Annotated in this window: 22 protein-coding genes; 19 read left to right on the top strand and 3 right to left on the bottom strand. The window is 58.7% G+C overall.

Going from position 1 to position 25777, the window contains the following annotated elements; translation table 11 throughout:
- Positions 1-271 precede the first annotated feature (271 nt).
- The 18 genes from JKV55_RS20260 to glmS all read left to right on the top strand — a co-directional run bounded on the left by JKV55_RS20260 (position 272) and on the right by glmS (position 17139).
- On the top strand, positions 272-523 hold the full coding sequence (locus JKV55_RS20260) for a general secretion pathway protein GspB (RefSeq protein WP_369409665.1): 252 nt from the start codon (positions 272-274) through the stop codon (positions 521-523).
- Between the two features lie 95 nt (positions 524-618).
- Entirely contained in the window at positions 619-1065 is a 447-nt protein-coding gene (gene mioC / locus JKV55_RS18605; RefSeq protein ID WP_202088514.1) for an FMN-binding protein MioC, read from the top strand.
- A gap of 490 nt (positions 1066-1555) precedes the next feature.
- Complete coding sequence (mnmG, locus tag JKV55_RS18600) at positions 1556-3445, top strand: tRNA uridine-5-carboxymethylaminomethyl(34) synthesis enzyme MnmG (RefSeq protein ID WP_202088513.1); 1890 nt, start codon at positions 1556-1558, stop codon at positions 3443-3445.
- Between the two features lie 8 nt (positions 3446-3453).
- Positions 3454-4077: a 16S rRNA (guanine(527)-N(7))-methyltransferase RsmG gene (gene rsmG, locus JKV55_RS18595; protein WP_202088643.1), complete on the top strand. Its 624-nt coding sequence runs from the start codon at positions 3454-3456 to the stop codon at positions 4075-4077.
- 9 nt (positions 4078-4086) lie between these two features.
- The gene (locus JKV55_RS18590; RefSeq protein ID WP_202088512.1) at positions 4087-4890 is read left to right on the top strand and encodes a ParA family protein; all 804 of its coding nucleotides are present in this window, start codon (positions 4087-4089) and stop codon (positions 4888-4890) included.
- Positions 4887-5792 carry a ParB/RepB/Spo0J family partition protein gene (locus tag JKV55_RS18585; RefSeq protein WP_202088510.1) on the top strand — a complete coding sequence of 302 codons (906 nt, stop codon included), beginning with the start codon at positions 4887-4889 and terminating at the stop codon, positions 5790-5792. The genes JKV55_RS18590 and JKV55_RS18585 overlap by 4 nt, the downstream gene beginning before the upstream one ends.
- 190 nt (positions 5793-5982) lie before the next feature.
- Positions 5983-6375, top strand: a complete 393-nt coding sequence (locus tag JKV55_RS18580; protein WP_202088509.1) for an ATP synthase subunit I — start codon at positions 5983-5985, stop codon at positions 6373-6375.
- 8 nt (positions 6376-6383) lie between these two features.
- Entirely contained in the window at positions 6384-7163 is a 780-nt protein-coding gene (gene atpB / locus JKV55_RS18575; protein WP_202088507.1) for a F0F1 ATP synthase subunit A, read from the top strand.
- A 61-nt stretch (positions 7164-7224) separates the two neighbouring features.
- A complete protein-coding gene (gene atpE / locus JKV55_RS18570; protein WP_094038960.1) occupies positions 7225-7449 on the top strand; it encodes a F0F1 ATP synthase subunit C in 225 nt (74 codons plus the stop codon).
- Positions 7450-7498: 49 nt separating this feature from the next.
- A complete protein-coding gene (gene atpF, locus JKV55_RS18565) occupies positions 7499-7969 on the top strand; it encodes a F0F1 ATP synthase subunit B (protein ID WP_202088506.1) in 471 nt (156 codons plus the stop codon).
- Positions 7970-7982: 13 nt separating this feature from the next.
- A complete protein-coding gene (gene atpH / locus JKV55_RS18560; protein WP_202088505.1) occupies positions 7983-8513 on the top strand; it encodes a F0F1 ATP synthase subunit delta in 531 nt (176 codons plus the stop codon).
- 14 nt (positions 8514-8527) lie between these two features.
- A complete protein-coding gene (atpA, locus tag JKV55_RS18555) occupies positions 8528-10069 on the top strand; it encodes a F0F1 ATP synthase subunit alpha (RefSeq protein ID WP_202088504.1) in 1542 nt (513 codons plus the stop codon).
- A gap of 42 nt (positions 10070-10111) precedes the next feature.
- Positions 10112-10972 (top strand): F0F1 ATP synthase subunit gamma, encoded by an 861-nt coding sequence (gene atpG / locus JKV55_RS18550; RefSeq protein WP_202088502.1) that lies wholly within the window; start codon positions 10112-10114, stop codon positions 10970-10972.
- A gap of 33 nt (positions 10973-11005) precedes the next feature.
- Positions 11006-12394, top strand: coding sequence for a F0F1 ATP synthase subunit beta (gene atpD, locus JKV55_RS18545; protein WP_202088500.1), 1389 nt, complete (start codon positions 11006-11008; stop codon positions 12392-12394).
- Between the two features lie 18 nt (positions 12395-12412).
- Positions 12413-12838, top strand: coding sequence for a F0F1 ATP synthase subunit epsilon (locus JKV55_RS18540; protein WP_202088498.1), 426 nt, complete (start codon positions 12413-12415; stop codon positions 12836-12838).
- A 103-nt stretch (positions 12839-12941) separates the two neighbouring features.
- Positions 12942-14300, top strand: coding sequence for a bifunctional UDP-N-acetylglucosamine diphosphorylase/glucosamine-1-phosphate N-acetyltransferase GlmU (gene glmU / locus JKV55_RS18535; RefSeq protein WP_202088496.1), 1359 nt, complete (start codon positions 12942-12944; stop codon positions 14298-14300).
- A 225-nt stretch (positions 14301-14525) separates the two neighbouring features.
- The gene (locus JKV55_RS18530) at positions 14526-15296 is read left to right on the top strand and encodes a DeoR/GlpR family DNA-binding transcription regulator (RefSeq protein WP_202088494.1); all 771 of its coding nucleotides are present in this window, start codon (positions 14526-14528) and stop codon (positions 15294-15296) included.
- Between the two features lie 10 nt (positions 15297-15306).
- Positions 15307-17139, top strand: coding sequence for a glutamine--fructose-6-phosphate transaminase (isomerizing) (glmS, locus tag JKV55_RS18525; protein WP_202088492.1), 1833 nt, complete (start codon positions 15307-15309; stop codon positions 17137-17139).
- 52 nt (positions 17140-17191) lie between these two features.
- Here the strand turns inward: glmS and katG are convergent, their stop codons facing one another.
- From katG to JKV55_RS18510, 3 genes are all read right to left on the bottom strand, one after another.
- On the bottom strand, positions 17192-19381 hold the full coding sequence (gene katG, locus JKV55_RS18520) for a catalase/peroxidase HPI (RefSeq protein WP_202088490.1): 2190 nt from the start codon (positions 19379-19381) through the stop codon (positions 17192-17194).
- Positions 19382-19732: 351 nt separating this feature from the next.
- Positions 19733-22834: an EAL domain-containing protein gene (locus JKV55_RS18515; protein ID WP_202088488.1), complete on the bottom strand. Its 3102-nt coding sequence runs from the start codon at positions 22832-22834 to the stop codon at positions 19733-19735.
- Positions 22812-23825: a substrate-binding domain-containing protein gene (locus JKV55_RS18510; protein WP_237332996.1), complete on the bottom strand. Its 1014-nt coding sequence runs from the start codon at positions 23823-23825 to the stop codon at positions 22812-22814. Before JKV55_RS18510 ends, JKV55_RS18515 begins: the two co-directional genes overlap by 23 nt.
- Positions 23826-24211: 386 nt before the next feature.
- On the opposite strand from JKV55_RS18510, the gene paeA reads away from it, so the two are divergent.
- Positions 24212-25528, top strand: a complete 1317-nt coding sequence (gene paeA, locus JKV55_RS18505) for a polyamine export protein PaeA (protein ID WP_202088486.1) — start codon at positions 24212-24214, stop codon at positions 25526-25528.
- Positions 25529-25777 lie beyond the last annotated feature (249 nt).

The following is a 25777-nucleotide window of genomic DNA, read 5'->3' as shown; positions in this document are numbered from 1 at the left end:
CTATGGCCTGGGTAAACTCGGCTCAAGATGGCAGCAGTCTCCGCCTGGGCCGGTGTTCTCGTCACCGGTCCCGCAGCAGGAAACCGGCGTCGAGCCCGCGCCCCCCTCCTCGCTGGGCCCAAGAGAGCCCGCCATCATCGACGCAGCTCCGGTGCGTATCCTGGTGGATGATCCCCCCGCCCTCCGCCTTACCAAGCCCGAGCCGGTGCCCGTTCCGCTCTCGGCGTCCCTCCCGGTCGTCCCTTCCCCGACCGTAAGCCGGGAGCCCCCCGTGCCTGAGTTCAATCCGGGCGTGCCGGATCTGCGCGAATTGCCTGCCAGTATCAGGGCCCGGCTGCCCGCCCTGACCCTGTCGGTACACATTTATTCGGCGACGCCGGCCGGTCGGATGGCCAACATCAACGGTCAGATGCTGCGTGAAGGACAACAATGGGGGCCGCTGCAAGTACGGGACATCACGCCCAAGGGGGTTATCCTGGGTTTTGAAGGGCAGGAGTTTCATCTGTCTTCGGTGGGGGGCTGATCCGGGCCGGGAGCCGGGGGCTTTCAGCGGGAAGGCTCTTTGCGCCACCGAAAGGGACGCCTACAATGACTGCTTTTTCATCCCCAAGGAATGCTATGAGTCATTTTACCCTGCTGGTCGGCTCAACCCTCGGCAATGCCGAGGATCTGGCCGAGGTGCTGGCCGAGACCCTGAGGCAACAGCATCATCGGGCGGTTATCCACACGTCTCCCCAGCTTGATCACATCTTGATCAGACCCGATCATTATCTGCTGTTGGTCTGTTCCACCCATGGCGCCGGCGATCTGCCCGACAATATCCAGGCTTTTTACCGGCAGTTGCTCGAACAGCAGCCCGACCTGGCCGGCCTCGCGTTTCTGGCCGTCGGCCTCGGTGACTCCAGCTATGATACTTTCTGTCACGCCATTCGTTTACTAGAGCAACGGCTGACGGACTGTGGCGCCAGGCGGATCGCCGATCGACTGGAAATCGATGTCAGCCGCCCGGATCTGCCGGAGGTGATCGCCGGCCAATGGCTGGATCGGGCGCTATCCCTGCGCTAGATCCTCGCCCCCTCCCCCTCTTCGCGGATCATCCGGCCCCCGGATCCGCGGGCCGGAATATTTCTTTCCACCAAGTTATCAACAGATCTGGTTGCAAGATCCATTCAATGGCGATCCGGATAAAAAACAGAGCATGTTGATAACTACCGTTGAAACCGGTGTTAAACCTATAGTTATCCTATTTATTAAATAATCACCCGCCGGCACATGTTGATAACTATAGGGGTTACCCACCGGTCCCCGGCCGGCCCACGGGCGGTTGTCCACATCAAATGATCTTAACTAACCGCATGATCTTAAAGATCAAAAAACGCTTATGCACAGATCTGGCCGAGACTAATAATAGATCCAACAGAAGATCGATCTAGAGATCCAAGATCTATTAAGGATCATTTCGATCCCCTCGATCCGGTTTCCATCCATCCGTTAAAACAGCTAAAATGTCCGCCCTTCGGGATCCTTACACCTGCACGTTTCAAGAGTATCTGTTATGCAATATGAAGAATGGTTTGACGTCATCGTAGTGGGAGGCGGCCATGCCGGCACCGAAGCCGCCGCAGCCGCTGCTCGCATGGGGGCAAACACCCTGTTATTGACCCATAACATCGATACCTTGGGACAAATGTCCTGCAATCCGGCCATCGGCGGCATCGGCAAGGGTCATCTGGTCAAGGAGATCGATGCCCTGGGCGGGATCATGGCCCAGGCCGCCGACCGAGCCGGGATCCAGTTCCGTACCCTCAACGCTTCCAAAGGGCCGGCGGTCAGGGCAACCCGTGCCCAGGCCGATCGCCAATTGTACAAGCTGGCGGTACGGACCATGCTGGAGAACCAGCCCAATCTGAAGATCTTCCAGCAGGCCTGTGACGATCTGCTGCTTGAAGGCGATACCGTGGTGGGGGTGGTGACCCAGACCGGGCTCGAGTTCCGCGCCAAAACCGTGGTGCTGACCGTGGGCACTTTCCTCAATGGCCTGATCCATATCGGCCTGGACAACTACAAGGGCGGCCGGGCCGGTGATCCTCCCTCGATCGCCCTCGCCCAACGGCTGCGTGAACTGCCGCTGCGGATCGACCGGCTCAAGACCGGTACCCCGCCGCGGATCGATGCCCGCAGCGTCGACTTTTCGGTGATGCAGCCCCAGCCGGGCGACGATCCCACCCCGGTGTTCTCCTTTATCGGCAGCCGGGCGGATCATCCCCGGCAAGTACCCTGTTACATTACCCACACCAACGAGCGCACCCATGAGGTGATCCGCAACAACCTGGATCGCAGCCCCATGTACGCCGGGGTGATCGAGGGGATCGGCCCCCGCTATTGCCCCTCGATCGAAGACAAGATCATGCGCTTCGCCGACAAGAACTCGCATCAGATCTTCGTGGAGCCGGAAGGGTTGACCAGCACAGAACTCTACCCCAACGGCATCTCCACCAGCCTGCCTTTCGACGTGCAGCTGGCGATCGTCCGTTCGATCCGGGGCTTCGAGCAGGCCCATATCGTCCGTCCCGGCTATGCGATCGAGTACGATTACTTCGATCCCCGGGATCTGAAGACCAACATGGAAAACAAGTGCCTGCACAACCTGTTCTTCGCCGGCCAGATCAACGGCACCACCGGCTACGAAGAAGCCGGTGCCCAGGGCCTGCTGGCGGGCCTCAATGCCGCCCTGCGCGCCTTCGGCCGGGAAGCCTGGTCGCCGCGCCGGGACCAGGCCTATCTGGGCGTGATGATGGACGATCTGTCCACCCTCGGCACCCGTGAGCCCTACCGCATGTTCACCAGCCGGGCCGAATACCGGCTGCTGCTGCGGGAGGACAACGCCGATCTGCGCCTCACCGAGGAAGGCCGCCGGCTGGGCCTGGTGGACGATCACCGCTGGGCCCTGTTCAGCGACAAGCTGGAGCGGATCGAGCAGGAAACCCAGCGCCTGCGGGCAAGCTGGATCACCCCCAAACACCCGGCGGCGCCGGCCCTGAACGAAAAACTGAAAACCCCGCTCAGCCGGGAGCACAACCTGGAAGAGCTGCTGCGCCGGCCCGAACTGGACTACGCCGGCCTGATGGCGGTGGAGGGCATAGGCCCGGGCATAGCGCACGAGCAGGCCGCCGAGCAGGTGGAGATCCAGATCAAGTACGCCGGTTATATCGAGCGGCAGAAGGACGAGATCGAAAAGCAGCTGCGCAACGAGCACACCCGGCTGCCGCTGGATCTGGACTACAAGGAGGTCCCCGGCCTGTCCAACGAGGTGGTGGTCAAGCTCAACCAGGCCAGGCCCGAAACCCTGGGAATGGCGTCGCGCATTGCCGGGGTGACCCCGGCGGCCATTTCCATCCTGCTGGTGCATCTGAAAAAGCGCGGCCTGCTGCGCAAGTCGGCGTGAGGGTCATGATGCGGCAAAAACTGCAACAACTGCTGGCCCAGACCAGTCTGGAAGTCAGCCCGGAGCAGCAGGAGCAACTGCTCGAGCTGGTGGCGCTGCTGCACAAGTGGAACAAGGCCTATAACCTCACCTCGGTGCGCGAGCCCGATGCCATGCTGGTGCGCCATATCATGGACAGCCTGGTAGTGAGCCCTTACCTTGAGGGCAAGCGCTTCATCGACGTGGGCACCGGCCCGGGCCTGCCCGGCCTGCCGCTGGCCATCGTCAACCCCGACAAGCAGTTCGTGCTGCTCGACAGCCTGGGCAAGCGTATCCGTTTTATCCGCATGGCGGTGCATCATCTCGGCCTGACCAACGTGGAGGCGGTGCAGAGCCGGGTGGAAGCCTTCAACCCGGCGCAAAAGTTCGATGGGGTACTCAGCCGGGCCTTTGCTTCCCTGGACGACATGCTAAGCTGGTGTGCGCATCTGCCGGGGCCGGACGGGCGTTTTCTGGCGCTGAAAGGACAATACCCCGAGCAGGAGTTACAATCACTGCCTGCTCACCTCGCGTTGGACCGGGTTTATCCGCTGACCGTGCCCGAGCAGGAAGGGGACCGCCATCTGGTGGTCATTCAACAAGCCAGCCAGTAGAGGTTTCCGGTGGGAAAAGTGATCGCCATTGCCAACCAGAAAGGGGGGGTGGGCAAAACCACGACCTGTGTCAATCTGGCGGCGTCCATGGCCGCCACCAAGCGCAAGGTACTGGTGATTGACCTGGATCCCCAGGGCAATGCCACCATGGCCAGCGGTATCGACAAGTATCAGGTGGCCAATACGGCCTACGAACTGCTGGTAGACGAGGTGCCCGTCGAGCAGGCGGTAGAGCGGGAAACCAGCGGCGGCTATCACCTGATCGCCGGTAACGGCGACGTCACCGCCGCCGAAATCAAGCTGATGGAATTTTTTGCCCGGGAAGTACGGCTGCGCACAGCCCTGGCGCCGGTACGCGACTACTACGATTATATTTTCATCGATTGTCCGCCCTCGCTGAACCTGTTGACCGTCAATGCCATGTCGGCGGCGGATTCGGTGCTGGTCCCCATGCAGTGCGAGTACTTTGCGCTGGAAGGGCTGACGGCCCTGGTGGATACCATCAGCAAGCTGGCGGCGGTGGTCAACCCCGAGCTCAAGATCGAAGGTATCCTGCGGACCATGTTCGACCATCGCAACCGGCTGTCCAACGAGGTGTCCGATCAGCTTAAATCCCATTTCGGCGACAAGGTGTATCGCACCGTGATCCCGCGCAATGTGCGCCTGGCCGAGGCCCCCAGCTTCGGTACCCCGGCCATGTATTACGACAAGTCTTCGGTGGGAGCCAAAGCCTATCTGGCCCTGGCCGGCGAAATCCTGCGCCGGGCCGAACTGGAGCCGAACTCCCCGGAACATTCGGAACAAACAGCATGACCATGAAACGACGCGGCCTGGGCAAGGGCCTGGATGCCCTGCTCAGCACCAGTTCTGCGGCCAACCTGCGCCAGCACCAGGCCGAGATCCATTCCCGGCCCGGCGCCAACGGTGAGCTGCTGAGCCTGGCCCTGAACGAACTGCACCCCGGAAAATTCCAGCCCCGGCGGGACATGTCCCAGGTGGCGCTGGAAGAGCTGGCCACGTCCATCCGCCAGCAAGGGATCATCCAGCCGATTGTGGTGCGCCCGCTGGAATCGGGAGGCTATGAAATCCTGGCCGGGGAGCGGCGCTGGCGAGCGGCCCGGCTGGCCGGCCTGAGCCAGGTGCCCTGCCTGCTCAAGCCGGTGGACGATCGCGAGGCCATGGCCATCGGCCTGATCGAGAATATCCAGCGGGAAGACCTCAATGTGATCGAGGAAGCCCGTGCCCTGAGCCGGTTGATCGAAGAGTTCGGCTTTACCCACCAGACGGTGGCGGAGGCCGTGGGCAAGAGCCGCAGTACCGTCAGCAACCTGTTGCGACTCAACCAGCTCAACGAAGAGGTCAAACAACTGGTGGAGCATGGCTCGTTGGAAATGGGCCATGCCCGTGCCCTGCTGGCCCTCGATGGTGAGCCGCAGACGGAGCTGGCCCGGCTGGTGGCGCAGAAAGGGCTGACGGTGCGAGAGACCGAAAAACTGGTCAAACAGACGATTACTCCGAAGAAAGAGAAAATCGAGCAGCCCAGATCCTTGCTGATGAGCCAGCTTGAACAGGGAATTGGTGAAAAATTAGGAACAAAAGTAGAAATCAAGTCGACCCACAAGGAAAAGGGTAAACTGGTGATTTCATACAACTCATTGAGTGAGTTGGATAAAATTGGTCAATTCTTCGGTTTTGATGATGTTTCGGACTTCTGAAGTGTAGTAAACATTCAATCAGTTTAACCCGTTGTAAATGGTCGGAAAAATCGCGCAAAGCCGCAAAAAATAAGGATTTCCTGCAATTGCATTTGCGCCGTTCACGGGTATAATTTGACCTGCTTTTTTGGGGCTTATCTGACAACACCTCGGTGCGGCCAGCAAGCCCCTAACTGTGTCAGGAGTTGTTGTGAAGCAGAAGAAGTGGCTCCTAAGCGACAGGCAAGTGGCGCTGGTGATTCTGTTTTGCCAATTGCTCCTGGTGGTGGCCGTCGCCACGCTGTGTTTTTATCAGTATGGCGAGGCGGCCGCCCGTTCCGCCCTCCTTGGGGGCGGAATCTACTGGGTCCCCCAATGTCTGTTCAGCGTACGGGTTCTGGTGCATAGCGCCGACCATGCGACGCCGCACAGTGTTGTGGCGGACTTTTACAGCGGGGCAGGGATTAAGCTGGGCAGTACTATCCTGTTGTTCGTGATAGTGCTCAAGTACATGGAGGTGCTTCACGCCCCCCTGTACACGGCTTACGCCCTAGCATTGCTGATGCAGTGGATTCTTTCATTCACTCTCAACAACCGTTACTAGGAAAACACATGGCTGCAACAGGAGATGTCTTAACTTCCCAGGGTTATATCTCTCACCACCTGGCTCACTTGCAGGTCGGTTCGGGATTCTGGGCGTTAAATATCGATTCTTTGCTTGTTTCCGTTGTCCTGGGAATGCTGTTCTTGTGGGGCTTCAGCAGGGTTGCATCCCGTGCAACCAGCGGAGTTCCGGGAAAATGGCAATGCGCCGTTGAGCTGCTGGTTGAATTCGTGGATAAATCCGTCAAGGACGTATTCCATGGCAAAAGTGCGTTGATCGCGCCCCTGGCGCTGACCATTTTTGTCTGGGTCTTCCTGATGAACTTGATGGACCTTATCCCGGTCGACTACCTGCCTTACGGGGCAGAGTTGCTTGGCGTTCCCTACCTGAGGGTTGTTCCTACCGCTGATGTTAACGTCACCATGTCCATGGCATTCGGTGTCTTCTTCCTGATCATTTTTTACAGCATCAAGATGAAGGGCGTGTCCGGCTTTGTTAAAGAGCTGACCATGCAACCGCTGAACCACTGGTCCATGATCCCCGTTAACCTTGTGCTCGAGACCGTGTCCTTGATCGCCAAACCCATTTCGCTGGGCTTGCGGTTATTCGGCAACATGTATGCTGGTGAACTGGTGTTTATCCTGATCGCCGGTCTGCTGCCGTGGTGGTCTCAATGGACCCTTCATGTGCCTTGGGCGATATTCCATATTCTGGTTATCAGTCTGCAGGCCTTTATCTTCATGATTTTGACCATCGTATATTTGGCGATGGCCTATGAAGAACACTAATCAAAGATAACAAAACTTTAACAAGCTGTCGTTCTAACCACTAACAACTGGAGAAGAAAACATGGAAATCATCTACATCGCTGCCGCCGTCATGCTGGGTCTGGCTGCTATCGCTGCTTCTATCGGTATTTCTATGCTGGGTGGCAAGTTCATGGAAAGTGCCGCGCGCCAGCCGGACATGCTGCCTGCCCTGCGTACTAACTTCTTTATCGTGGTTGGTCTGGTTGACGCCATCCCCATGATCACCGTTGGTATGGCTCTGTACCTGATCTTCGCCGTAGCCTAATGGCTCGGTATTTCAATCAGTTAGCTAACCATTTTAAAGGAGCGTTGCGATGAACATGAACGCAACAATCCTCGGTCAAACGATCGCGTTTATCATCTTCGTTTGGTTTTGCATGAAGTACGTATGGCCGCCCATCATGGCCGCCATCGAAAGTCGCCAGAAAGAGATCGCTGAAGGCCTGTCCTCAGCCGAGCGGGCCAAGAAAGACCTGGCCCTGGCGCAAAACAATGCAACCGAACAGTTGAAGGAAGCCAAGCTGCAGTCCGCTCAAATCGTTGAGCTGGCGAACAAGCGCAAGGCCCAGATCATCGAGGATGCAACGCGTGAGGCCCAGGCCGAGCGTGAAAAGATTTTGGCACAAGCCCAGGCGGAAATTGACGCCGAACGCAATCGTGTCAGAGAGGAACTGCGTAAGCAGGTTGCTACTCTTGCCCTGGTGGGTGCAGAGAAGATCCTCGAGCGTCAGATTGATGCCGCTGCCAACAGCGACATTGTTGAGAAAGTAGTAGCTGAACTGTAAGGGACATAGAGCTATGGAAATGAAAACCATTGCTCGCCCCTATGCCAAAGCAGCTTTCGATTTTGCCGTTGAGAAAAACGCGGTTGAGAACTGGTTGACCATGCTGACCTTTGCGGCCGAAGTGGCGCGCAACAAGTCCATGGCCGATGTTCTCAACGGCGATCTGAACGCGGAAAAGATGGCCGGGGTGTTTTTGGCTGTCTGTGGCGAACAGCTCGATGAGCAAGGCCAGAACCTGATTAAGGTGATGGCCGCAAACGGACGCTTGAGTGTGTTGCCGGCAGTGGTGCAGGAATTCGTCTTGATGAAGGCGGAGCTGGACCAGGAAGTGGAAGCCGACGTGGTTTCCGCCGCCAAACTGACCAAGCAACAAATGGCCAAGATTCAGGCTTCCCTGGAAAAGCGCTTCGGGCGCAAGGTGAAGCTGAATTGCAGCGTCGATAATAGCCTGATGGCCGGCATCATCATCAAAGCCGGTGACATGGTAATCGACGGAAGTGTTCGGGGCCGATTGTCCCGCTTGGCTGAAACGCTGCAATCTTGATTGGGGAATAGAGCATGCAACTGAATTCAACTGAAATTGCCGAGCTGATAAAACAGCGTATCGAGCAATTCAATGTTGTCAGTGAAGCACGAAACGAAGGTACCATCGTCTCCGTGGGCGATGGCATCATTCGTGTTCACGGCCTTGCTGACATCATGCAAGGTGAAATGATTGAACTGCCGGGTGGCCGTTACGCCCTGGCACTGAACCTGGAGCGCGACTCCGTGGGTGCCGTGGTCATGGGTCCCTACGCGGACCTGACCGAAGGCATGAAGGTTCAGTCCACCGGTCGTATCCTGGAAGTGCCGGTAGGCCGCAACCTGCTGGGCCGGGTGGTCAACACCCTGGGTGAGCCGATCGACGGTAAAGGCGCCATCGAAGCCGATACCTTCTCTCCGGTAGAAGTGATCGCCCCGGGCGTTATCGATCGTCAGTCGGTCGACCAGCCGGTGCAAACCGGTTATAAAGCCGTTGACGCCATGATCCCCATCGGTCGTGGCCAGCGTGAGCTGATCATCGGTGACCGTCAGGTAGGTAAAACCGCCCTGGCCGTCGATGCCATCATCAACCAGAAAGACTCCGGCATTAAGTGTGTGTACGTGGCCATCGGCCAGAAGGCGTCTACCATCTCCAACGTGGTACGCAAGCTGGAAGAGCACGGCGCCCTGGCCAACACCATAGTGGTGGTGGCCTCTGCTTCCGAGTCTGCCGCCCTGCAATACCTGGCGCCTTACTCCGGTTGTGCCATGGGTGAGTTCTTCCGCGACCGCGGTGAAGATGCCCTGATCGTATACGATGACCTGTCCAAGCAGGCCGTTGCCTACCGTCAGATCTCCCTGCTGCTGCGCCGTCCGCCGGGCCGTGAAGCTTACCCCGGTGATGTCTTCTACCTGCACTCCCGTCTGCTGGAGCGCGCGTCCCGCGTATCCGCCGACTACGTAGAGAAGTTCACCAAGGGTGAAGTGAAAGGCCAGACCGGTTCACTGACCGCACTGCCGATCATCGAAACCCAGGCCGGCGACGTGTCTGCGTTCGTACCGACCAACGTGATCTCCATCACCGACGGTCAGATCTTCCTGACCACCGAGCTGTTCAACTCCGGTATTCGTCCGGCGGTTGATCCGGGTATCTCCGTATCCCGGGTAGGTGGCGCGGCCCAGACCAAGATCGTGAAGAAACTGTCCGGTGGTATCCGTACCGCCCTGGCCCAGTACCGCGAACTGGCGGCCTTTGCCCAGTTCTCTTCCGATCTGGACGAAGCGACCCGCAAACAGCTGAGCCACGGTCAGAAAGTGACCGAGCTGATGAAACAGAAGCAATACCGTCCCATGTCCGTGGCCGAGCAAGCCCTGGTGCTGTTCGCCGCCGAAAACGGCTACCTGGATGATGTTGACCTCAAGCTCATCACTACGTTCGAAGCCGCCCTGCTCGCTTATGCCAATTCAGAACATGCCGCCGTGATGGCGGAGGTCAACGAGAAAGCCGACTACAACAAAGATGTTGTAGCCCAGCTGACTGCGTTGCTGGATAGCTTCAAGGCTACCCAGTCCTGGTAACCATGTGGCAGCAGCCGCTGCCACCTGAATTGGAGAAGCGACATGGCCGGCGCAAAAGAAATACGTAGCAAGATCGGGAGTGTGAAAAACACTCAGAAGATCACCAGCGCTATGGAAATGGTGGCCGCCTCGAAAATGCGCAGAGCGCAGGATCGGATGGCTCACAGCCGCCCATACGCTGAAACCATACGCAAGGTGATCGGCCACATCGCGCAGGGGAACTTGGAATACAAGCACCCCTACCTGGAAGACCGTGAGGTCAAGCGCGTTGGCTTTATTATCATCTCTACCGATCGGGGCCTCTGTGGTGGTTTGAACATCAACCTGTTCAAGGCCGCCATCAACGAAATGAAGGCATGGTCCGACAAGGGCGTGGGCATTGACCTCGGCCTTATCGGCAGCAAGGCGGTGAGCTTTTTCAACCGCTATGGCGGCAAGGTGATCGCGCAGGCGACGGGATTGGGCGATAACCCCTCCCTCGGCGAGCTGATCGGCTCCGTCAATGTCATGCTGGAGGCGTACGATAACGGTGAGATTGACAGGCTGTATCTGGTGTACAACAAGTTTGAAAACACCATGGTACAGAAGCCCCAGGTCGATCAACTGTTGCCTTTGCCTGCATCGGAAGAAAGCGTGGCCAGCCACAGCTGGGATTACATCTATGAACCGGATCCCAAATCGCTGCTGGACAAGCTGCTGGTGCGCTTTGTGGAGTCACAGGTGTATCAGGGCGTGGTAGAAAACCTGGCCAGTGAACAGGCTGCCCGGATGGTCGCGATGAAAGCCGCCACCGACAACGCCGGCAACCTGATCAACGATCTGCAACTGGTGTACAACAAGGCCCGTCAGGCCGCGATTACCCAGGAGCTGAGTGAGATTGTGGCCGGGGCCGGTGCCGTATAAGGCAAGGGTATTCAAAGGTTTAGAGGATTTGACATGAGTAAGGGTATCATAGTCCAAATCATCGGCGCGGTAGTGGACGTGGAATTCCCGCAAGATGCGGTGCCCCACGTATACGATGCGCTGAAGATCACGACTGAAGGACAGGGCCAGGGTCTGGTTCTGGAAGTTCAGCAGCAAATCGGCGGCGGCGTAGTGCGCTGTATCGCCATGGGTTCCTCCGACGGCCTGCGCCGTGGTCTGGAAATCGAAAACACCCATAACCCGATCAAGGTGCCGGTAGGCGTGCAAACCCTGGGCCGGATCATGGACGTACTGGGCAACCCCATCGACGAAAAAGGTCCTGTGGGTGAAGAAGAGCGCTGGTCCATCCACCGCGAAGCCCCCAGCTACGAAGAGCAGGCCAACAGCACCGAACTGCTGGAAACCGGCATCAAGGTTATCGACCTGGTCTGCCCGTTCGCCAAGGGCGGCAAGGTGGGTCTGTTCGGTGGTGCCGGTGTCGGCAAGACCGTCAACATGATGGAACTGATCCGTAACATCGCCATCGAGCACAGCGGTTATTCCGTGTTCGCCGGTGTGGGTGAGCGGACCCGTGAAGGTAACGACTTTTACCACGAGATGAGCGAGTCCAACGTACTGGACAAGGTATCCCTGGTTTACGGTCAGATGAACGAGCCGCCCGGTAACCGTCTGCGCGTGGCCCTGACCGGCCTGACCATGGCCGAGAAGTTCCGTGACGAAGGTCGTGACGTACTGTTCTTCGTGGACAACATCTATCGTTACACCCTGGCCGGTACCGAGGTATCCGCACTGCTGGGCCGTATGCCCTCCGCAGTAGGTTACCAGCCGACCCTGGCGGAAGAGATGGGTGTGCTGCAAGAGCGGATCACCTCCACCAAGACCGGCTCCATCACCTCCGTACAGGCCGTTTACGTGCCCGCGGATGACTTGACCGATCCGTCTCCGGCCACCACCTTCGCCCACCTGGACGCGACCGTGGTACTGAGCCGTCAGATCGCTGCCCTGGGTATCTACCCGGCCGTTGACCCGCTGGATTCCACCAGCCGTCAGCTGGACCCGCAGGTGGTCGGTGAAGAGCACTACTCCGTAGCCCGTGGCGTACAGACCGTACTGCAGCGCTATAAAGAGCTGAAAGACATCATCGCCATCCTCGGGATGGACGAACTGTCCGAAGACGACAAGCTGACTGTAGCCCGTGCCCGTAAAATCGAGCGTTTCCTGTCCCAGCCGTTCTTCGTGGCCGAAGTATTCACCGGTTCTCCCGGTAAGTACGTGTCACTGAAGGATACCATCAGTGGTTTCAAAGGCATTCTGGACGGTGACTACGATTCGTTGCCCGAGCAGGCGTTCTACATGGTTGGCTCCATCGACGAAGTGGTCGAAAAAGCCAAGAAACTGTAAGCCTCGAAGGAGGACCTGATGGCTGATTATAGCTTTCACCTGGACATTGTCAGTGCCGAGGAGCGTTTGTACTCCGGCTCTGTCAGCGCGGTGACTGTCTCCGGCTCTGAGGGTGAATTGGGGATCCGTTACGGACATGCCCCCTTGTTGACGTCCATTCGTCCCGGCCTGGTACAGTATGTGACCAAGGCCGGTAAACAAGAAGTCCTGTACGTGTCCGGCGGCATGCTGGAAGTACTGGGCAGCAGTGTGATGGTTCTGGCCGACACTGCGATTCGCGCCGAAGATCTGGATAAAGCCAAGGCCGAAGAAGCCAAACGAGCGGCGGAAGCCAAACTGCAGAATTCCTCTCACGATGTGGATTATGCAGAAGCGGCCGCCGATCTGGCCCGGGCTATGGCGAAACTGCGTGTGCTGCAGTTGCTTAAGCAGAATGTGCGGTAAAACTACCGTGTTGAAAAAGCGACCTCAGGGTCGCTTTTTTTTTATAAAAAAATCAGAATAGCCCGCAGTGAAATTCGACAAACAGAAACGGGATTACAAGATTATGAGTACTCAGGCGGTTATTTTGGCGGCGGGCAAGGGCACCCGCATGCGTTCTTCCCTGCCCAAGGTGCTGCACCCGGTGGCGGGCAGGCCCATGGTCAGCCATGTGCTGGCGGCGGCCAGGGCCTGCGGCGTGGACGGCATTCACCTGGTGTACGGCCACGGCGCCGATCAGCTCAAGGCCAGGATCGACGAACCCGGCATCGATTGGGTGCATCAGGCCGAGCAGCTGGGTACCGGCCATGCGGTGGCGGTGGCGCTGCCGGACATCGCCGATGACGACAAGGTGCTGGTGCTTTACGGCGATACCCCCCTGCTGCAGGCCGAGACCCTGGGCCGGTTGCTGGCCGCCTACCCGCAAGGCGGTATCGCCCTGCTGACGGTGAAGCTGGACAATCCTGCCGGCTATGGCCGCATAGTGCGGAAAAACGGCAAGGTGACAGGTATCGTCGAACAGAAAGACGCCTCTGCCGAGCAACTGGCCATCGACGAAGTCAATACCGGGGTGCTGGTGGCCGAAGCCGGCCAGCTCAAGGCCTGGCTGGGCCGGCTGAACAACGACAACGCCCAGGGTGAGTACTACCTGACCGATATCTTCGCCATGGCCCATGCCGAGGGCTGCGATATCAATACCGTGCACCCGGCCAGCAGTGCCGAGGTGGAAGGGGCCAACGACCGGCTGCAGCTGGCGGGCCTGGAGCGGGCCTATCAGCGGATGCAGGCCGAGCGGCTGATGCGGGAGGGGGTGACCCTGCTGGATCCGGCCCGCTTCGATCTGCGTGGCAGCCTGAGCGTGGGCGAGGAAGTGGTGATCGACGTGAACGTGATTATCGAGGGCGAGGTCCGTCTCGGTAACCGGGTGCGCATCGGCGCCGGCGCCATCCTCAAGGACTGTACCATCGGCGATGACGCCGAAGTGAAGCCTTACTCCCTCGTCGAGGGCGCCGAGCTGGGGGAGGCCAGCAGCGCCGGTCCCTTCGCCCGGCTGCGCCCCGGCGCCGTGCTGGCCGAGGATGCCCATGTAGGCAATTTCGTGGAAATGAAGAAGGCCCGGCTGGGCAAGGGCTCCAAGGCCGGCCACCTGAGTTACCTGGGCGATGCCGACATCGGCGCCAAGGTGAACATCGGCGCCGGCACCATCACCTGCAACTACGACGGGGTGAACAAGTTCCAGACCATCATCGAAGACGGCGTCTTCGTCGGCTCCGATACCCAGCTGGTGGCGCCGGTGCGCATCGGCAAGAACGCCACCCTGGGGGCCGGCTCCACCGTCACCAAGGACGTGGCCGAGGCCGAGCTGGTGATCACCAGGGTGCCCCAGCGCCATATCAAAAACTGGCCCAGACCGGTTAAAAAATAGCTATAAGCTTTAAGCTGGAAGCTTGAAGAAAGACCGGCGCGGCTGTGATTTCACAGCCGCGCTTTTTGATCCCGCTATCGCTTCGACACGTTAACCATACGCCGCTACCAGCCAGCAACTCGGGTAGCTGATCGCTTCCAGCTTATGGCTGACCGCTTTCTTTTAGTTGATCGTTTATCTTTTGATCTGCTAGCATTCAGTTTCGATTCGAAACTTAGTGCGAACATGTCGAAACGCAATACCCAACAGCGCCGCCATATCATCATGACCCTGCTCCACGAGCAGGGAGAAGTCACTGTGGATGAACTGGCCCGCCGCTTCGAGACCTCGGAAGTCACCATCCGCAAGGATCTGGCGGCCCTGGAGAAGAACGGCCAGCTGCTGCGTCGTTACGGCGGTGCCGTCACTGTGCCCAAGGAAATGGTCGCCGAGCCCGCGGGCGAGCCGGTATCCAAACGCAAACAGGCCATCGCCCGGGCGGCGGCGGCGCGGATCCGCGAGCATAACCGCATCATCATCGACAGTGGCAGCACCACGGCCGCGTTGCTGGGGGAGCTGGGTCACAAGCATGGTCTGGTAGTGATGACCAACTCACTCAATATCGCCAATGCCCTGCGTGAACTGGAACCCGAGCCGACCCTGCTGATGACCGGAGGGACCTGGGATCCCAATTCCGAGTCGTTCCAGGGGCTGGTGGCCGAGCAGGTATTGCGTTCCTACGATTTCGACCAGCTGTTTATCGGTGCCGACGGCATCGACATCGGCCGGGGCACCACCACCTTCAACGAGCTGATCGGCCTGTCGCGGGTGATGGCGGAAGTGGCCCGGGAAGTGGTGGTGATGGTGGAGTCGGACAAAATTGGCCGCAAGATCCCCAATCTGGAGCTGCCCTGGGCGGCTATCCACACCCTTATTACCGACGACGGCCTGTCGGCCGACGCGCAACAACAACTTGAACAGAAGGGCATTAACCTGGTTATTGCCCCCGAATACTGAGGATTTGACTATGTGCGGAATTGTAGGGGCGGTTGCCCAACGGGACGTGGCGGAAATACTGGTGGAAGGCTTGCGCCGCCTGGAATACCGGGGCTATGACTCGGCCGGGGTGGCCATTATCGATGGTGCCGGCGAACTGGGCCGGCTGCGCCGGCTGGGCAAGGTACAGGCCCTGGCCGATGCCCTGAACGAACAACCGCTGGCCGGTGGTACCGGCATCGCCCATACCCGCTGGGCCACCCACGGCGAGCCGTCCGAGCGCAATGCCCATCCCCATGTGTCGGGCCATATTACCGTGGTGCACAACGGCATCATCGAAAACCACGAGGAGCTGCGGGTCGAGCTGCAGGCCAAGGGGTACGAATTCGTGTCCGACACCGACACCGAAGTGATTGCTCACCTGGTGCATTATCACCGCCAGCACTGCGACTCGCTGCTGGCCGCCCTGCAAACTACGGTCAAGCAACTGCGCGGCGCCTACGGCACCGTGCTGATGGATACCCGGGATCCGTCCCGGCTGGTGGTGGCCCGCTCCGGCTCGCCGCTGGTGATCGGGCTGGGCCTGGGCGAGAACTTTATCGCCTCCGACCAACTGGCGCTGCTGCCGGTCACTCGCCGCTTCATGTTCCTGGAAGAAGGGGATGTGGCCGAAGTGACCCGTCGCGATATCCGCATCTTCGATGTGAAGGGCAACCCGGTGGTGCGCGACGAGCTGGAATCCGAGGTCTCCCACGATGCGGGCGACAAGGGCGAATACCGCCACTATATGCTCAAGGAAATCTTCGAGCAGCCCAAGGCCATTACCGATACTCTGGAAGGACGTATCACCGAGTCGGCGGTAGTAGTGGAGTCGTTCGGTAACGGCGCCCGGAGCATCTTCGAACGAGTCGAGCATATTCAGATCATCGCCTGCGGTACTTCCTACCATTCCGGTATGGTGGCCAGGTACTGGTTCGAGGCCCTGGCCGGCGTGTCCTGTGATATCGAGATCGCTTCCGAGTTCCGCTATCGCAAGTCGGTGGTACGTCCGAACAGCCTGCTGATCACCCTGTCCCAGAGCGGTGAAACCGCGGATACCCTGGCCGCACTGCGCCTGGCCAAGGAATCCGGTTTTATGAGCAGCCTGGCTATTTGCAACGTGCCCGGCTCTTCCCTGGTGCGGGAATCCGACCTGGCGTTTATGACCCGGGCCGGTGCCGAGATCGGGGTGGCCTCCACCAAGGCCTTCACCACCCAGCTGGCCGGCCTGCTGATGCTGGTGGCGGCGGTGGGTCGCTGCCGCGGCAACATGGATGCCGAGACCGAAGCCCGGCTGGTGCAGGCGCTGCGCAGCCTGCCGGCCCATATCGGTGAGACCCTGGCGCTGGCCAAGGACATCGAGGCCCTGGCGGAAGAGTTTGCCGACAAGCATCACAGCCTGTTCCTCGGCCGCGGCGATCAGTACCCCATCGCCATGGAAGGGGCGCTCAAGCTCAAGGAAATCTCCTATATCCACGCCGAAGCCTATGCCGCCGGCGAGCTCAAGCATGGCCCGCTGGCGCTGATCGACGCCGACATGCCGATCATAGTGGTGGCGCCCAACAATGATCTGCTGGAAAAGCTCAAGTCCAACGTGGAAGAAGTCCGCGCCCGGGGCGGTATCCTCTATGTGTTCGCCGACAAGCAGGCGGGCTTCAAGGGCGACGCCACCATGCGGGTGATGCCGCTCAACCACGTGGACGAACTGATTGCACCCATCGTCTACACGGTGCCGCTGCAGCTGCTGTCCTACCATGTGGCCCTGATCAAGGGCACCGACGTGGATCAGCCCCGCAACCTGGCCAAGAGCGTGACCGTCGAATAAGGAAATAACAACATGCCGGGCAAGCCCGGCATGTTGTTTTCGGCACAAGCTCTTACTTCAGATCGAAACGATCGGCGTTCATCACCTTGGTCCAGGCGCTGACGAAGTCCTTGACGAATTTCTCCTTGGCATCGTCCTGGGCATAGACCTCGGCATAGGAGCGCAGCACCGAGTTGGAGCCGAACACCAGATCGACCCGGCTTGCCGTCCACTTGACCGCCCCGCTCTTGCGTTCGACGATTTCATACCTGTTGCTGCCGGCCGGCTTCCAGCTGTAGGCCATGTCGGTCAGGTTGACGAAGAAGTCGTTGCTCAGCACACCGACACGATCGGTGAAGACGCCGTCTTTGCCGCCGCCGTGGTTGGTGCCCAGCACGCGCATACCCCCGACCAGCACCGTCATTTCGGCCGCTGTCAGGCCCATCAGCTGGGTGCGATCCAGCATCAGCTCTTCGGCGGTGACCACATAGTCCTGCTTCAGCCAGTTGCGGTAGCCGTCATGCAGGGGTTCGAGCACGGCGAAGGATTCCTGGTCGGTCATCTCCTGGCTGGCGTCACCACGACCCGGGGCGAAGGGCACGGTAATGGCAACACCGGCGTCACGTGCCGCCTTTTCCACCGCGGCGGAGCCGCCCAGCACGATCAGGTCGGCCATGCTCACCTTCTTGCTCAGCCCGGACTGGATGTTTTCCAGCGCGCTCAGCACCTTTTGCAGCCTGGCGGGTTCGTTGCCTTCCCAGTCCTTCAGCGGTGCCAGGCGGATGCGGGCTCCGTTGGCGCCGCCCCTATAGTCGGAACCACGGAAGGTGCGGGCACTGTCCCAGGCGGTGGCGACCAGCTCGGATACGCCGAGGCCGCTGGCCAGGATCTTCGCCTTGAGATCGGCCACTTCGGCGTCGCTCAGGGTATAGTCCACCGCCGGTACCGGATCCTGCCAAATGAGGTCTTCCTTGGGTACGTCGGGACCGAGATAGCGGCTCTTGGGCCCCATGTCCCGGTGAGTGAGTTTGAACCAGGCGCGGGCGAAGACGTCGGATAAATAGGCGGGATCCTGGTAGAAGCGCTCGGATATCTTGCGGTATTCCGGGTCCATCTTCATCGCCATGTCGGCGTCGGTCATGATGGGCTTGCGGCGGATGGACGAGTCTTCCACGTCGGTCGGCATGTCCTCTTCCTTGATATCGACCGGTTCCCACTGCCAGGCCCCGGCCGGGCTCTTCTTCAGCTCCCACTCGTGCTCGAGCAGCATCTTGAAGTAACCGTTGTCCCACTGGGTCGGGTGAGTGGTCCAGGCGCCCTCTATACCGCTGGTCACGGTATCGCGGCCAATGCCCCGGGTCTGGTGGTTTATCCAGCCCAGGCCCTGCTCTTCCAGTTCGGCCGCTTCGGGAGCCGGCCCCAGGTTGGCGGCATTGCCGTTGCCGTGGGTCTTGCCCACGGTATGGCCGCCGGCGGTCAGGGCCACGGTTTCTTCGTCGTTCATCGCCATGCGGGCGAAGGTGACTCGTACGTCCTGCGCGGTTTTCAGCGGGTCCGGTTTACCATCCACGCCTTCCGGGTTGACGTAGATAAGCCCCATCATCACCGCCGCCAGCGGGTTTGCCAGATCGCGCTCACCGGAGTAGCGGCTGTTGGGGCCGCCGCTGGGCTGAAGCCATTCCTTCTCGGAGCCCCAGTAAATGTCTTTTTCCGGGTGCCAGATATCGGCACGGCCGCCGCCGAAGCCGAAGGTTTTCAGGCCCATGGACTCATAGGCCATATTACCGGCCAGGATCAGCAGATCGGCCCATGACAGCCGGTTGCCGTATTTCTTTTTGATGGGCCACAGCAGGCGGCGGGCCTTGTCGAGGTTGCCGTTGTCCGGCCAGGAATTGATGGGCGCGAAGCGCTGGTTGCCGGTACCGGCTCCACCCCGGCCGTCGGCGATACGGTAGGTGCCGGCGGCGTGCCAGGCCATGCGGATCATCAGGCCGCCGTAGTGGCCCCAGTCGGCCGGCCACCAGTCCTGGCTGTCGGTCATCAGGGCGCGCAGGTCCTGCTTGACCGCGTCCAGATCCAGCTTCTTGAATTCTTCGGCATAATCGAAGTCTTCCCCCAGCGGGTTGGTCTTGGTGTCATGCTGGTGGAGGATGTCCAGGTTCAGTGCCTTGGGCCACCAATCCATATTGGAAGCCCCGGCTGCGGTATGACCACCGTGCATGACAGGGCATTTTCCGGAAGCACTATTGGTGTGCTGACTCATGTTCAACCTCCTTTTTTTTTTGTGGTTGATTTGTTACCAGAGAGTACCTGTGGCCTAAGCCGGAGAAGCGGTGAAGCAGTCCTACTCATGAGAGGATAGACTATCTATGAAATTTTTTGTTTTCTAAATTAGAGAGTGTTTATTAATGACAGTGCGCCGTTTGAGCACTACCGGGATTGGGCGTGGGGATTCCGCTGCCAGCCATAACGGTGAAGGCCTCGGGTCATCTCGGCCACGCATGTTGTTCGAAGCCTCGGCCAAAGCACCATGATTGAGGAGATGCGTCGTGGCAAGTCAATACCAGAGCAACGTTTCATCTCATCCTTTGTTACAACTCCGGAGGGACAGGGTTCAGTTCCGTAGTACGGGATAGCGGAAATCCTGGCATAACAGCGGTTCTATTTCCTCGGCCGGCATGGGCTTGGCCAGCAGGTAGCCCTGGCCTTCATCACAGGCCTGGCGGCCCAGTTGCTGTAGCTGATACTCGTTTTCGATGCCTTCGGCGATCACGGCAATTTTCATGCTGTGAGCCAGGGTGATGATGGAAGCAACGATGGCCGCATCTTCATTTTCCCGAGCCAGATCCTTGATAAAGGACTTGTCGATTTTCAGGCGGTGGATGGGAAAGCGTTTCAGGTAGGCGAGGGATGAGTAACCGGTGCCAAAGTCGTCGATCGCCAGTTTGATGCCCAGGCTACTCAGGGAAGCCATGGTGGCTACCGCCATTTCCATCTCTTCCATCAGCATGCTCTCGGTAATTTCCAGTTCTATGGACTCGGGATCCAGTTTTAGTTTATCGAGCAGGCTGGCAATATCCTGTACCAGCCCGGGCTGGCGGAACTGGCGGGCCGACAGGTTGATGGCCATGCGTAACGGGCCCAGGCCGCGGGCATGCCAGAGTTGTAACTGACGGCAGGCGGACTCCAGGATCCACTGACCCAGGGGCAGTATCATGCCGGTTTGTTCCGCCAGGGGGATAAAGTCGCCGGGATAGACGAGGCCGGCGCCCGGCTTGTTCCAGCGAACCAGGGCTTCCACCCCGACCAGCTTGCCGTCACTCAGGCTGAACTGGGGCTGGTAATACAGCTCCATTTGATTTTTTTCCAGTGCCTGGTGCAGCTCGCCGCTGATTTTCATCATGTTCACGGCGCGGATATTCATTCCGTTTTCAAACAGTTGTACCTGGTTACGTCCTTTTTCCTTGGCATGGTAGAGGGCGGTATCGGCGTGTTGCATCAGGGTTTCCATGCTGGTGCCGTGTTGGGGGGAAAACGCCACTCCGATGCTGATGCTGATATAGAGGCTTTGCCCTCGGATCTGTACCGGTTTGGCGAAGGCATCCACGATGCGCTGGGCGGTGGCCCGGGCTTGCTGCAGGGAAAGGGTGTGGGTGATCAACAGAATAAATTCATCACCGCCGAAGCGACATAAAATATCTTCCTTGCGCGTATGGCGTCGAAGGCGTTTGGCGGCAATTTGCAGGAACTCATCGCCGACTTGGTGCCCCAGGCTGTCGTTGATCTGTTTAAAGCGGTCCAGGTCGATAAACAGCATGGCCATGCTGGCACAATGGCGTTCGGCCCGGGAATGGGCTTGCCGGAACAGTTCGGCAAACAGGGTGCGGTTGGCCAGTCCGGTCAGGGAGTCATAGTGTGCCATTTTCTGCAGCTGGTCCTGGGTTTCCTTGAGCATGGAGATATCGGAGAACACCGCCACGTAATGCCGTTTACCCGGCCCGGCGGTGTTCAATGCGGTGACCGACAGCCAGATCGGGTAAGGGGTGCCTCCCTTACGCAGGGCGGATGCTTCCCCCCGCCAATAGCCTGCCGAATTGAGGGTTTGCCACATGGCCATCAGCTGTCGGTGGCTGCTTTGCAACTGGAGTACGGCCCCGGGCTTTTTGTGGGACATTTCCACCGCCTGGTAACCGCTGAGATTGGTGAAGGCGTGGTTGGCATAAATCAGCCGCAGGCGATGATCGAAGATCAGTACGGCCTCCATGATGTTCTTCAGTACCAGATCATTGAGCTCCAGGGACGCCCTGGCCTGTTTCAGCGGGGTGATATCCTGCCCCTGGGCCAGTACCGCAACGACCGAGTCTTGCTCGTACACCGGTGCCAGGGTCCAGATTTGATGCTGGCGATCTTGGCTGCCGCGGGTCAGTCCGGCTTCAACGCCACTGATGATATGGCCCCTGGTGACTTGGCTGATGGCCTGGCGGAGCGGAGCCAATTGTTGCGGACTGAAGTGATCCGACAGCGGAGTGCCGAGCACGGCCTCGGAGTGCCCTTCGAATAGCCGCACGGCGGCCGGATTGATGGCCTGGATGCGGTTATGCCGGTCCAGGATAATGGTCAGGGAGTTGGCCGAGTTGAACAGGTTGGCCAGCTCTCGTTCTCTTCTGTGCAGTATCTCGACCATTTCCTCCAGGCTTTGGCCAAGAAAATTGAATTCCGCGATCCGCCCCGGTTGAAAACGCGCTGGCAGACCCTTGCCGATATGTTCGGCAAAGTCGGTCAGCCGGGCCAGGGGAGCGGCGATCAGTCGCATGGTGTAAAAGGCGGGTAGCAGGGCTGCCGCCAGCACCAGTACCAGGGCGAGCAGACCGTGATGCCAATAAGCCTGGCGCAGCTGTCGGCTGGCTTGATTGTCAGTCACCACCAGGGCCTGCAGGGTGGTTTCCTGGCCCAGTTGCAAGGGCTGGACACTGAAATGATGGCCTCGTACCTGGCCCTGGAAGGCGGTGTCAGCCAGTATGGTGTCCAGTATATCCCGGGCCAGGGTATTACCGCTGGCAGCAGGGCCAAGCAGGTTGCCCTGGTATAGCAGCCGGATATTCATCGGCTCCAGTTCCTGGCTGAGCAGGTTGAGCAGTGTCAGGTTATCGTTTAGCACAATGCCGCCCAGCAGGCTGCCTTCAACCCGTCCCGAATCGTTGGCGATGATGGGGTAACGGTGCAGCAGGACGGTCAGATAGGGCTCCAGTTGCAGCAAAACCCATTGCTGATCCTGGTTGGCGGCTTCGATCAGTGTGGCTTCGTGCGGTGCCAGATCATAGTAGGGGGAGTTGAGGTTCAGCCAGGCGTTATCCTGGCGCAGCAGCATCAGTATATCCAGATGCTCCCCATCGGGCTTTTCCAGAGCGGTGTGCAAGGCGGTTTCCGCTGCGCCCTGCCTTGCGTTTGCCATCAGGGAGGCCAGGCCTGCGTGTTCGGCCGTCGCCGACAGCAGGGTATCTAGCCTGTTGAGGTAGGTATCCAGATTGATTTGCAGCCGGCTCTTTGCCTGCAGGAACTGGCCTTGTAGGTTTGCATCCATGATGCGGGAAGAGCTGTAGTAGGTCAGGCCGAGCAACGCCAGGGCCAGCACCATAAAAGCGGGAAGCAGGGCCAGCAGGATCCGCCGCAACAAGCGGGCGGCTTTGGGCGGGTTAACGGGAGTAGCGGAATGCATGGGCTTTCAGTCGCTCCAGTTCGGCCCGAGGCGTGTCTTTGGTGACAATCACGAATTCACCCGAATAGACACCGGGGATCAGCTCCGTTTTTCCCTCCCAGTCGAGGCGAATCGCTTCGGCAATGGCCACTCCACTGTCATCATTCATCCGCATCACGGTCAGAGCCAACTCCCCCTGTTGCAAGGCCGCCAATTCGTCCTGGCCTCCACCCCAGCCATTGACCATGATCCCGGCGGTATTGTCGGCCTGTTTCAGGGCCTGGGTTGTCGCCAGGGCGATATCTGTGGTGCTGGCATAGATAAGGTTGATTTCCGGCATGTCGGACAGGGCCTGCAGTACCGCCGATTCGGTTTTTTGTGGGTCCAGATCCGTATAAACCCGCTGACGTAGATGAAAACGAGGATCATCGGATAGCTGCCGGATGAATTCGTCCCCCCTGGCCATACTTACATGGCCCCGTGTTCCGTACAGCATCAGGTAATGTATCGGAGGGGAGGCCAGTTGCGATAGCCTGGCCGCCAGCTGCTGGGTACCCTGAGCGTGGTCGAACCCTACATAGAGCAGGGGCTGATGCTGCTGCCAGTGTTTCAGTGGCGTGGTGATATTTTGCAGTATCAGTTTGGGACGACCTCGGGCCAGTAATTTTTCGATCAATACCCGGTGGCGGCGGGAATCCAGGGTGAGTATCAGGTAGTCGGGATCTCGTGCCAGTATGTCGGCCAGCAGCTGCTCCTGTTCCCTGAGCGGGCGGTGAGGGGAGTCGAAATAGCAGTCGAGCCGGTAAGGCAGGGCGATATCATCCAGCCGGGCTGAGATACTGCGCTTGTTACGGCGCCAGTAGTCGGAAACCTGGCCTCCGGGGGAAATCATGGCGATCTGTACCGGCCGGTCGTTGGCGCCTTGCCAGCGAATGGCAGGATTGCTGATCCGCTGGGCGAAAGGCGCCATTCGTGCCTGCTGTTCCGGAAAGCGGGTCAGATAGTCCTGCAACGACCAATACTCCTGCTGTCCGGCATGTCCCGGCCAAGAGAAAAGCAATGCGATTGTTGCCCAGCGGGCAAGGCAGCTCGATACCGGCATCTATCCGTGTGCTCTCTTTTTATTTTTAATGAGTGTAGTTCATCTGAGTCTTTTTGCTGGATGCCAAGTTTGAGTCCTGCTTGGCATGGTATCTGAGCGGAGACCTGCCGTTTCTTCCTGTCGAAGGGAACAGCACAATATAGTAGGTACCCGCGGAGGCAGTGGTGGAAAAAACGGCCGCTTTATGATAATTCTGGCGAACATTTCTTCAGTGTTATGATGTTGAGACGTTTGTCGCCGGGCGCCGTGTCTTCGGTGTCGGCATCCCTCCTTGGCTATATCGGTAGTAAATAAAAATGACAGTGTTTGAGCATGTGCTGGTAATTGTGCTGTTGGTCGCGATCAGCTCGTTTTTTTCCATTTCTGAAATTGCCCTGGCCGCAGCTCGCAAGATGAAACTGCGGCTGATGGCCTCCGACGGCGATGCCAATGCGGAGAAGGTGCTGTTGCTGCAGGAGCAGCCCGGTAACTTTTTTACCGTAGTGCAGATCGGCCTCAATGCCGTGGCCATCCTGGGAGGGATCCTGGGGGAAGCGGCTTTTACGCCTTTTGCGAAAGCTGTGCTCGGTTTCTTCTTCGATGGCGCCTGGGTGGATAAAACGGCCTTTATTCTGTCGTTCTTTATTGTGACCTCACTGTTTATCCTGTTTGCCGATCTGATGCCCAAGCGGCTGGCGATGATAGCGCCGGAGCGTGTCGCCGTGGCGGTAGTCAGGCCCATGGGGTTCTTTATTGTGGTGCTCAAGCCGCTGGTCTGGTTCTTCAATGGCCTGGCCAACCTGTTTTTCCGTCTGTTCCGGGTGCCAAGCATGCGTAATGATGAAATTACACCGGAAGACATCATCGCCATGATGGATGCCGGGGCTCAGGCCGGGGTGCTGCAGGAGCAGGAGCATCACCTGATCGAAAACGTGTTCGAGATGGAATCGCGCACCGTGACCTCTGCCATGACGACTCGCGAGAGTCTGATTTTTTTTACCCTTGCCGAAAGCCAGGACAGCATCAAGGCTAAAATTGCCGAGCATCCCCATGCCAAGTTTCTGGTCTGCGAAGAGAGCCTCGATCGGGTGGTGGGCTATGTGGATTCCCGCGACATCCTGATGCAGGTATTGCATCAGCAGCCCATCTCCTTGCAGAAAGAGGGGATTATCCGTACTCCCTTGATCATCCCCGACACCCTCTCCATGTATGAAGTACTGGAGCATTTCAAATCCACGGGTGAGGATTTTGCGACCATCATGAACGAGTATGCGCTGGTGGTGGGCATTATCACCCTGAAGGACGTGATGAGTATCGTGATGGGAGAGCTGGTACAGACCCAGGAGGAGCAGATTGTTGCCCGGGATGAGAACTCCTGGTTGGTGGAGGGGCTGACTCCGCTGGAGGATGTGATGCGGGTGCTGAATATTGACGGTTTTCCCAGTGACGAAAACTACGAAACCATCGCCGGCTTTATGATGTATATGTTGCGCAAAATCCCCAAACGCACCGATTTCGTGCTGCACTCCGGGTACAAGTTTGAAGTCGTCGACATCGACAGTTACAAGATAGATCAGCTGCTGGTGACCCGGATTGGCTCATCCGAGCCTGCTTTGGAAGAGACAAAGCGGTAAAAAACGGCGTTATGCTCAAGTTTTGTTCGAGTGGGCATAAAAGTGATGTTTTTCACAAAAAAGCCCTTGCGCAAAAAACGCGGCTGCCTATAATGCGCATCCACTGACACGGCGCAACCCGCCGGGTCGCAAGCGGAAAAAAAACTTCGGTTTTAACGCTTGACGAATTAAAAGGACGGCGTAGAATACGCAGCCCTGACCCGAACAAGGTCAACGCTCTTTAACAATCTATCAAGCAAACTGTGTGGG

The organism is Zobellella iuensis (genome assembly GCF_016746085.1).
In the GTDB taxonomy this organism is placed as follows: domain Bacteria; phylum Pseudomonadota; class Gammaproteobacteria; order Enterobacterales; family Aeromonadaceae; genus Oceanimonas; species Oceanimonas iuensis.
The sequence above is the reverse complement of the archived record's forward strand: the minus strand, read 5'-3'. Positions and strand labels throughout refer to the sequence as shown.

Bases quoted from the DNA above. Each gene is read 5' to 3' on its own strand.
- rsmG (WP_202088643.1), top strand. From the start codon at position 3,454: ATGCGGCAAAAACTGCAACAACTGCTGGCCCAGACCAGTCTGGAAGTC.
- atpG (WP_202088502.1), top strand. From the start codon at position 10,112: ATGGCCGGCGCAAAAGAAATACGTAGCAAGATCGGGAGTGTGAAAAAC.
- atpF (WP_202088506.1), top strand. From the start codon at position 7,499: ATGAACATGAACGCAACAATCCTCGGTCAAACGATCGCGTTTATCATC.
- JKV55_RS18530 (WP_202088494.1), top strand. From the start codon at position 14,526: ATGTCGAAACGCAATACCCAACAGCGCCGCCATATCATCATGACCCTG.
- katG (WP_202088490.1), bottom strand. From the start codon at position 19,381: ATGAGTCAGCACACCAATAGTGCTTCCGGAAAATGCCCTGTCATGCAC.
- atpH (WP_202088505.1), top strand. From the start codon at position 7,983: ATGGAAATGAAAACCATTGCTCGCCCCTATGCCAAAGCAGCTTTCGAT.
- JKV55_RS18515 (WP_202088488.1), bottom strand. From the start codon at position 22,834: ATGCATTCCGCTACTCCCGTTAACCCGCCCAAAGCCGCCCGCTTGTTG.
- paeA (WP_202088486.1), top strand. From the start codon at position 24,212: ATGACAGTGTTTGAGCATGTGCTGGTAATTGTGCTGTTGGTCGCGATC.
- JKV55_RS18540 (WP_202088498.1), top strand. From the start codon at position 12,413: ATGGCTGATTATAGCTTTCACCTGGACATTGTCAGTGCCGAGGAGCGT.
- glmS (WP_202088492.1), top strand. From the start codon at position 15,307: ATGTGCGGAATTGTAGGGGCGGTTGCCCAACGGGACGTGGCGGAAATA.
- atpE (WP_094038960.1), top strand. From the start codon at position 7,225: ATGGAAATCATCTACATCGCTGCCGCCGTCATGCTGGGTCTGGCTGCT.
- glmU (WP_202088496.1), top strand. From the start codon at position 12,942: ATGAGTACTCAGGCGGTTATTTTGGCGGCGGGCAAGGGCACCCGCATG.
- atpA (WP_202088504.1), top strand. From the start codon at position 8,528: ATGCAACTGAATTCAACTGAAATTGCCGAGCTGATAAAACAGCGTATC.
- atpD (WP_202088500.1), top strand. From the start codon at position 11,006: ATGAGTAAGGGTATCATAGTCCAAATCATCGGCGCGGTAGTGGACGTG.
- mnmG (WP_202088513.1), top strand. From the start codon at position 1,556: ATGCAATATGAAGAATGGTTTGACGTCATCGTAGTGGGAGGCGGCCAT.
- mioC (WP_202088514.1), top strand. From the start codon at position 619: ATGAGTCATTTTACCCTGCTGGTCGGCTCAACCCTCGGCAATGCCGAG.
- atpB (WP_202088507.1), top strand. From the start codon at position 6,384: ATGGCTGCAACAGGAGATGTCTTAACTTCCCAGGGTTATATCTCTCAC.
- JKV55_RS18585 (WP_202088510.1), top strand. From the start codon at position 4,887: ATGACCATGAAACGACGCGGCCTGGGCAAGGGCCTGGATGCCCTGCTC.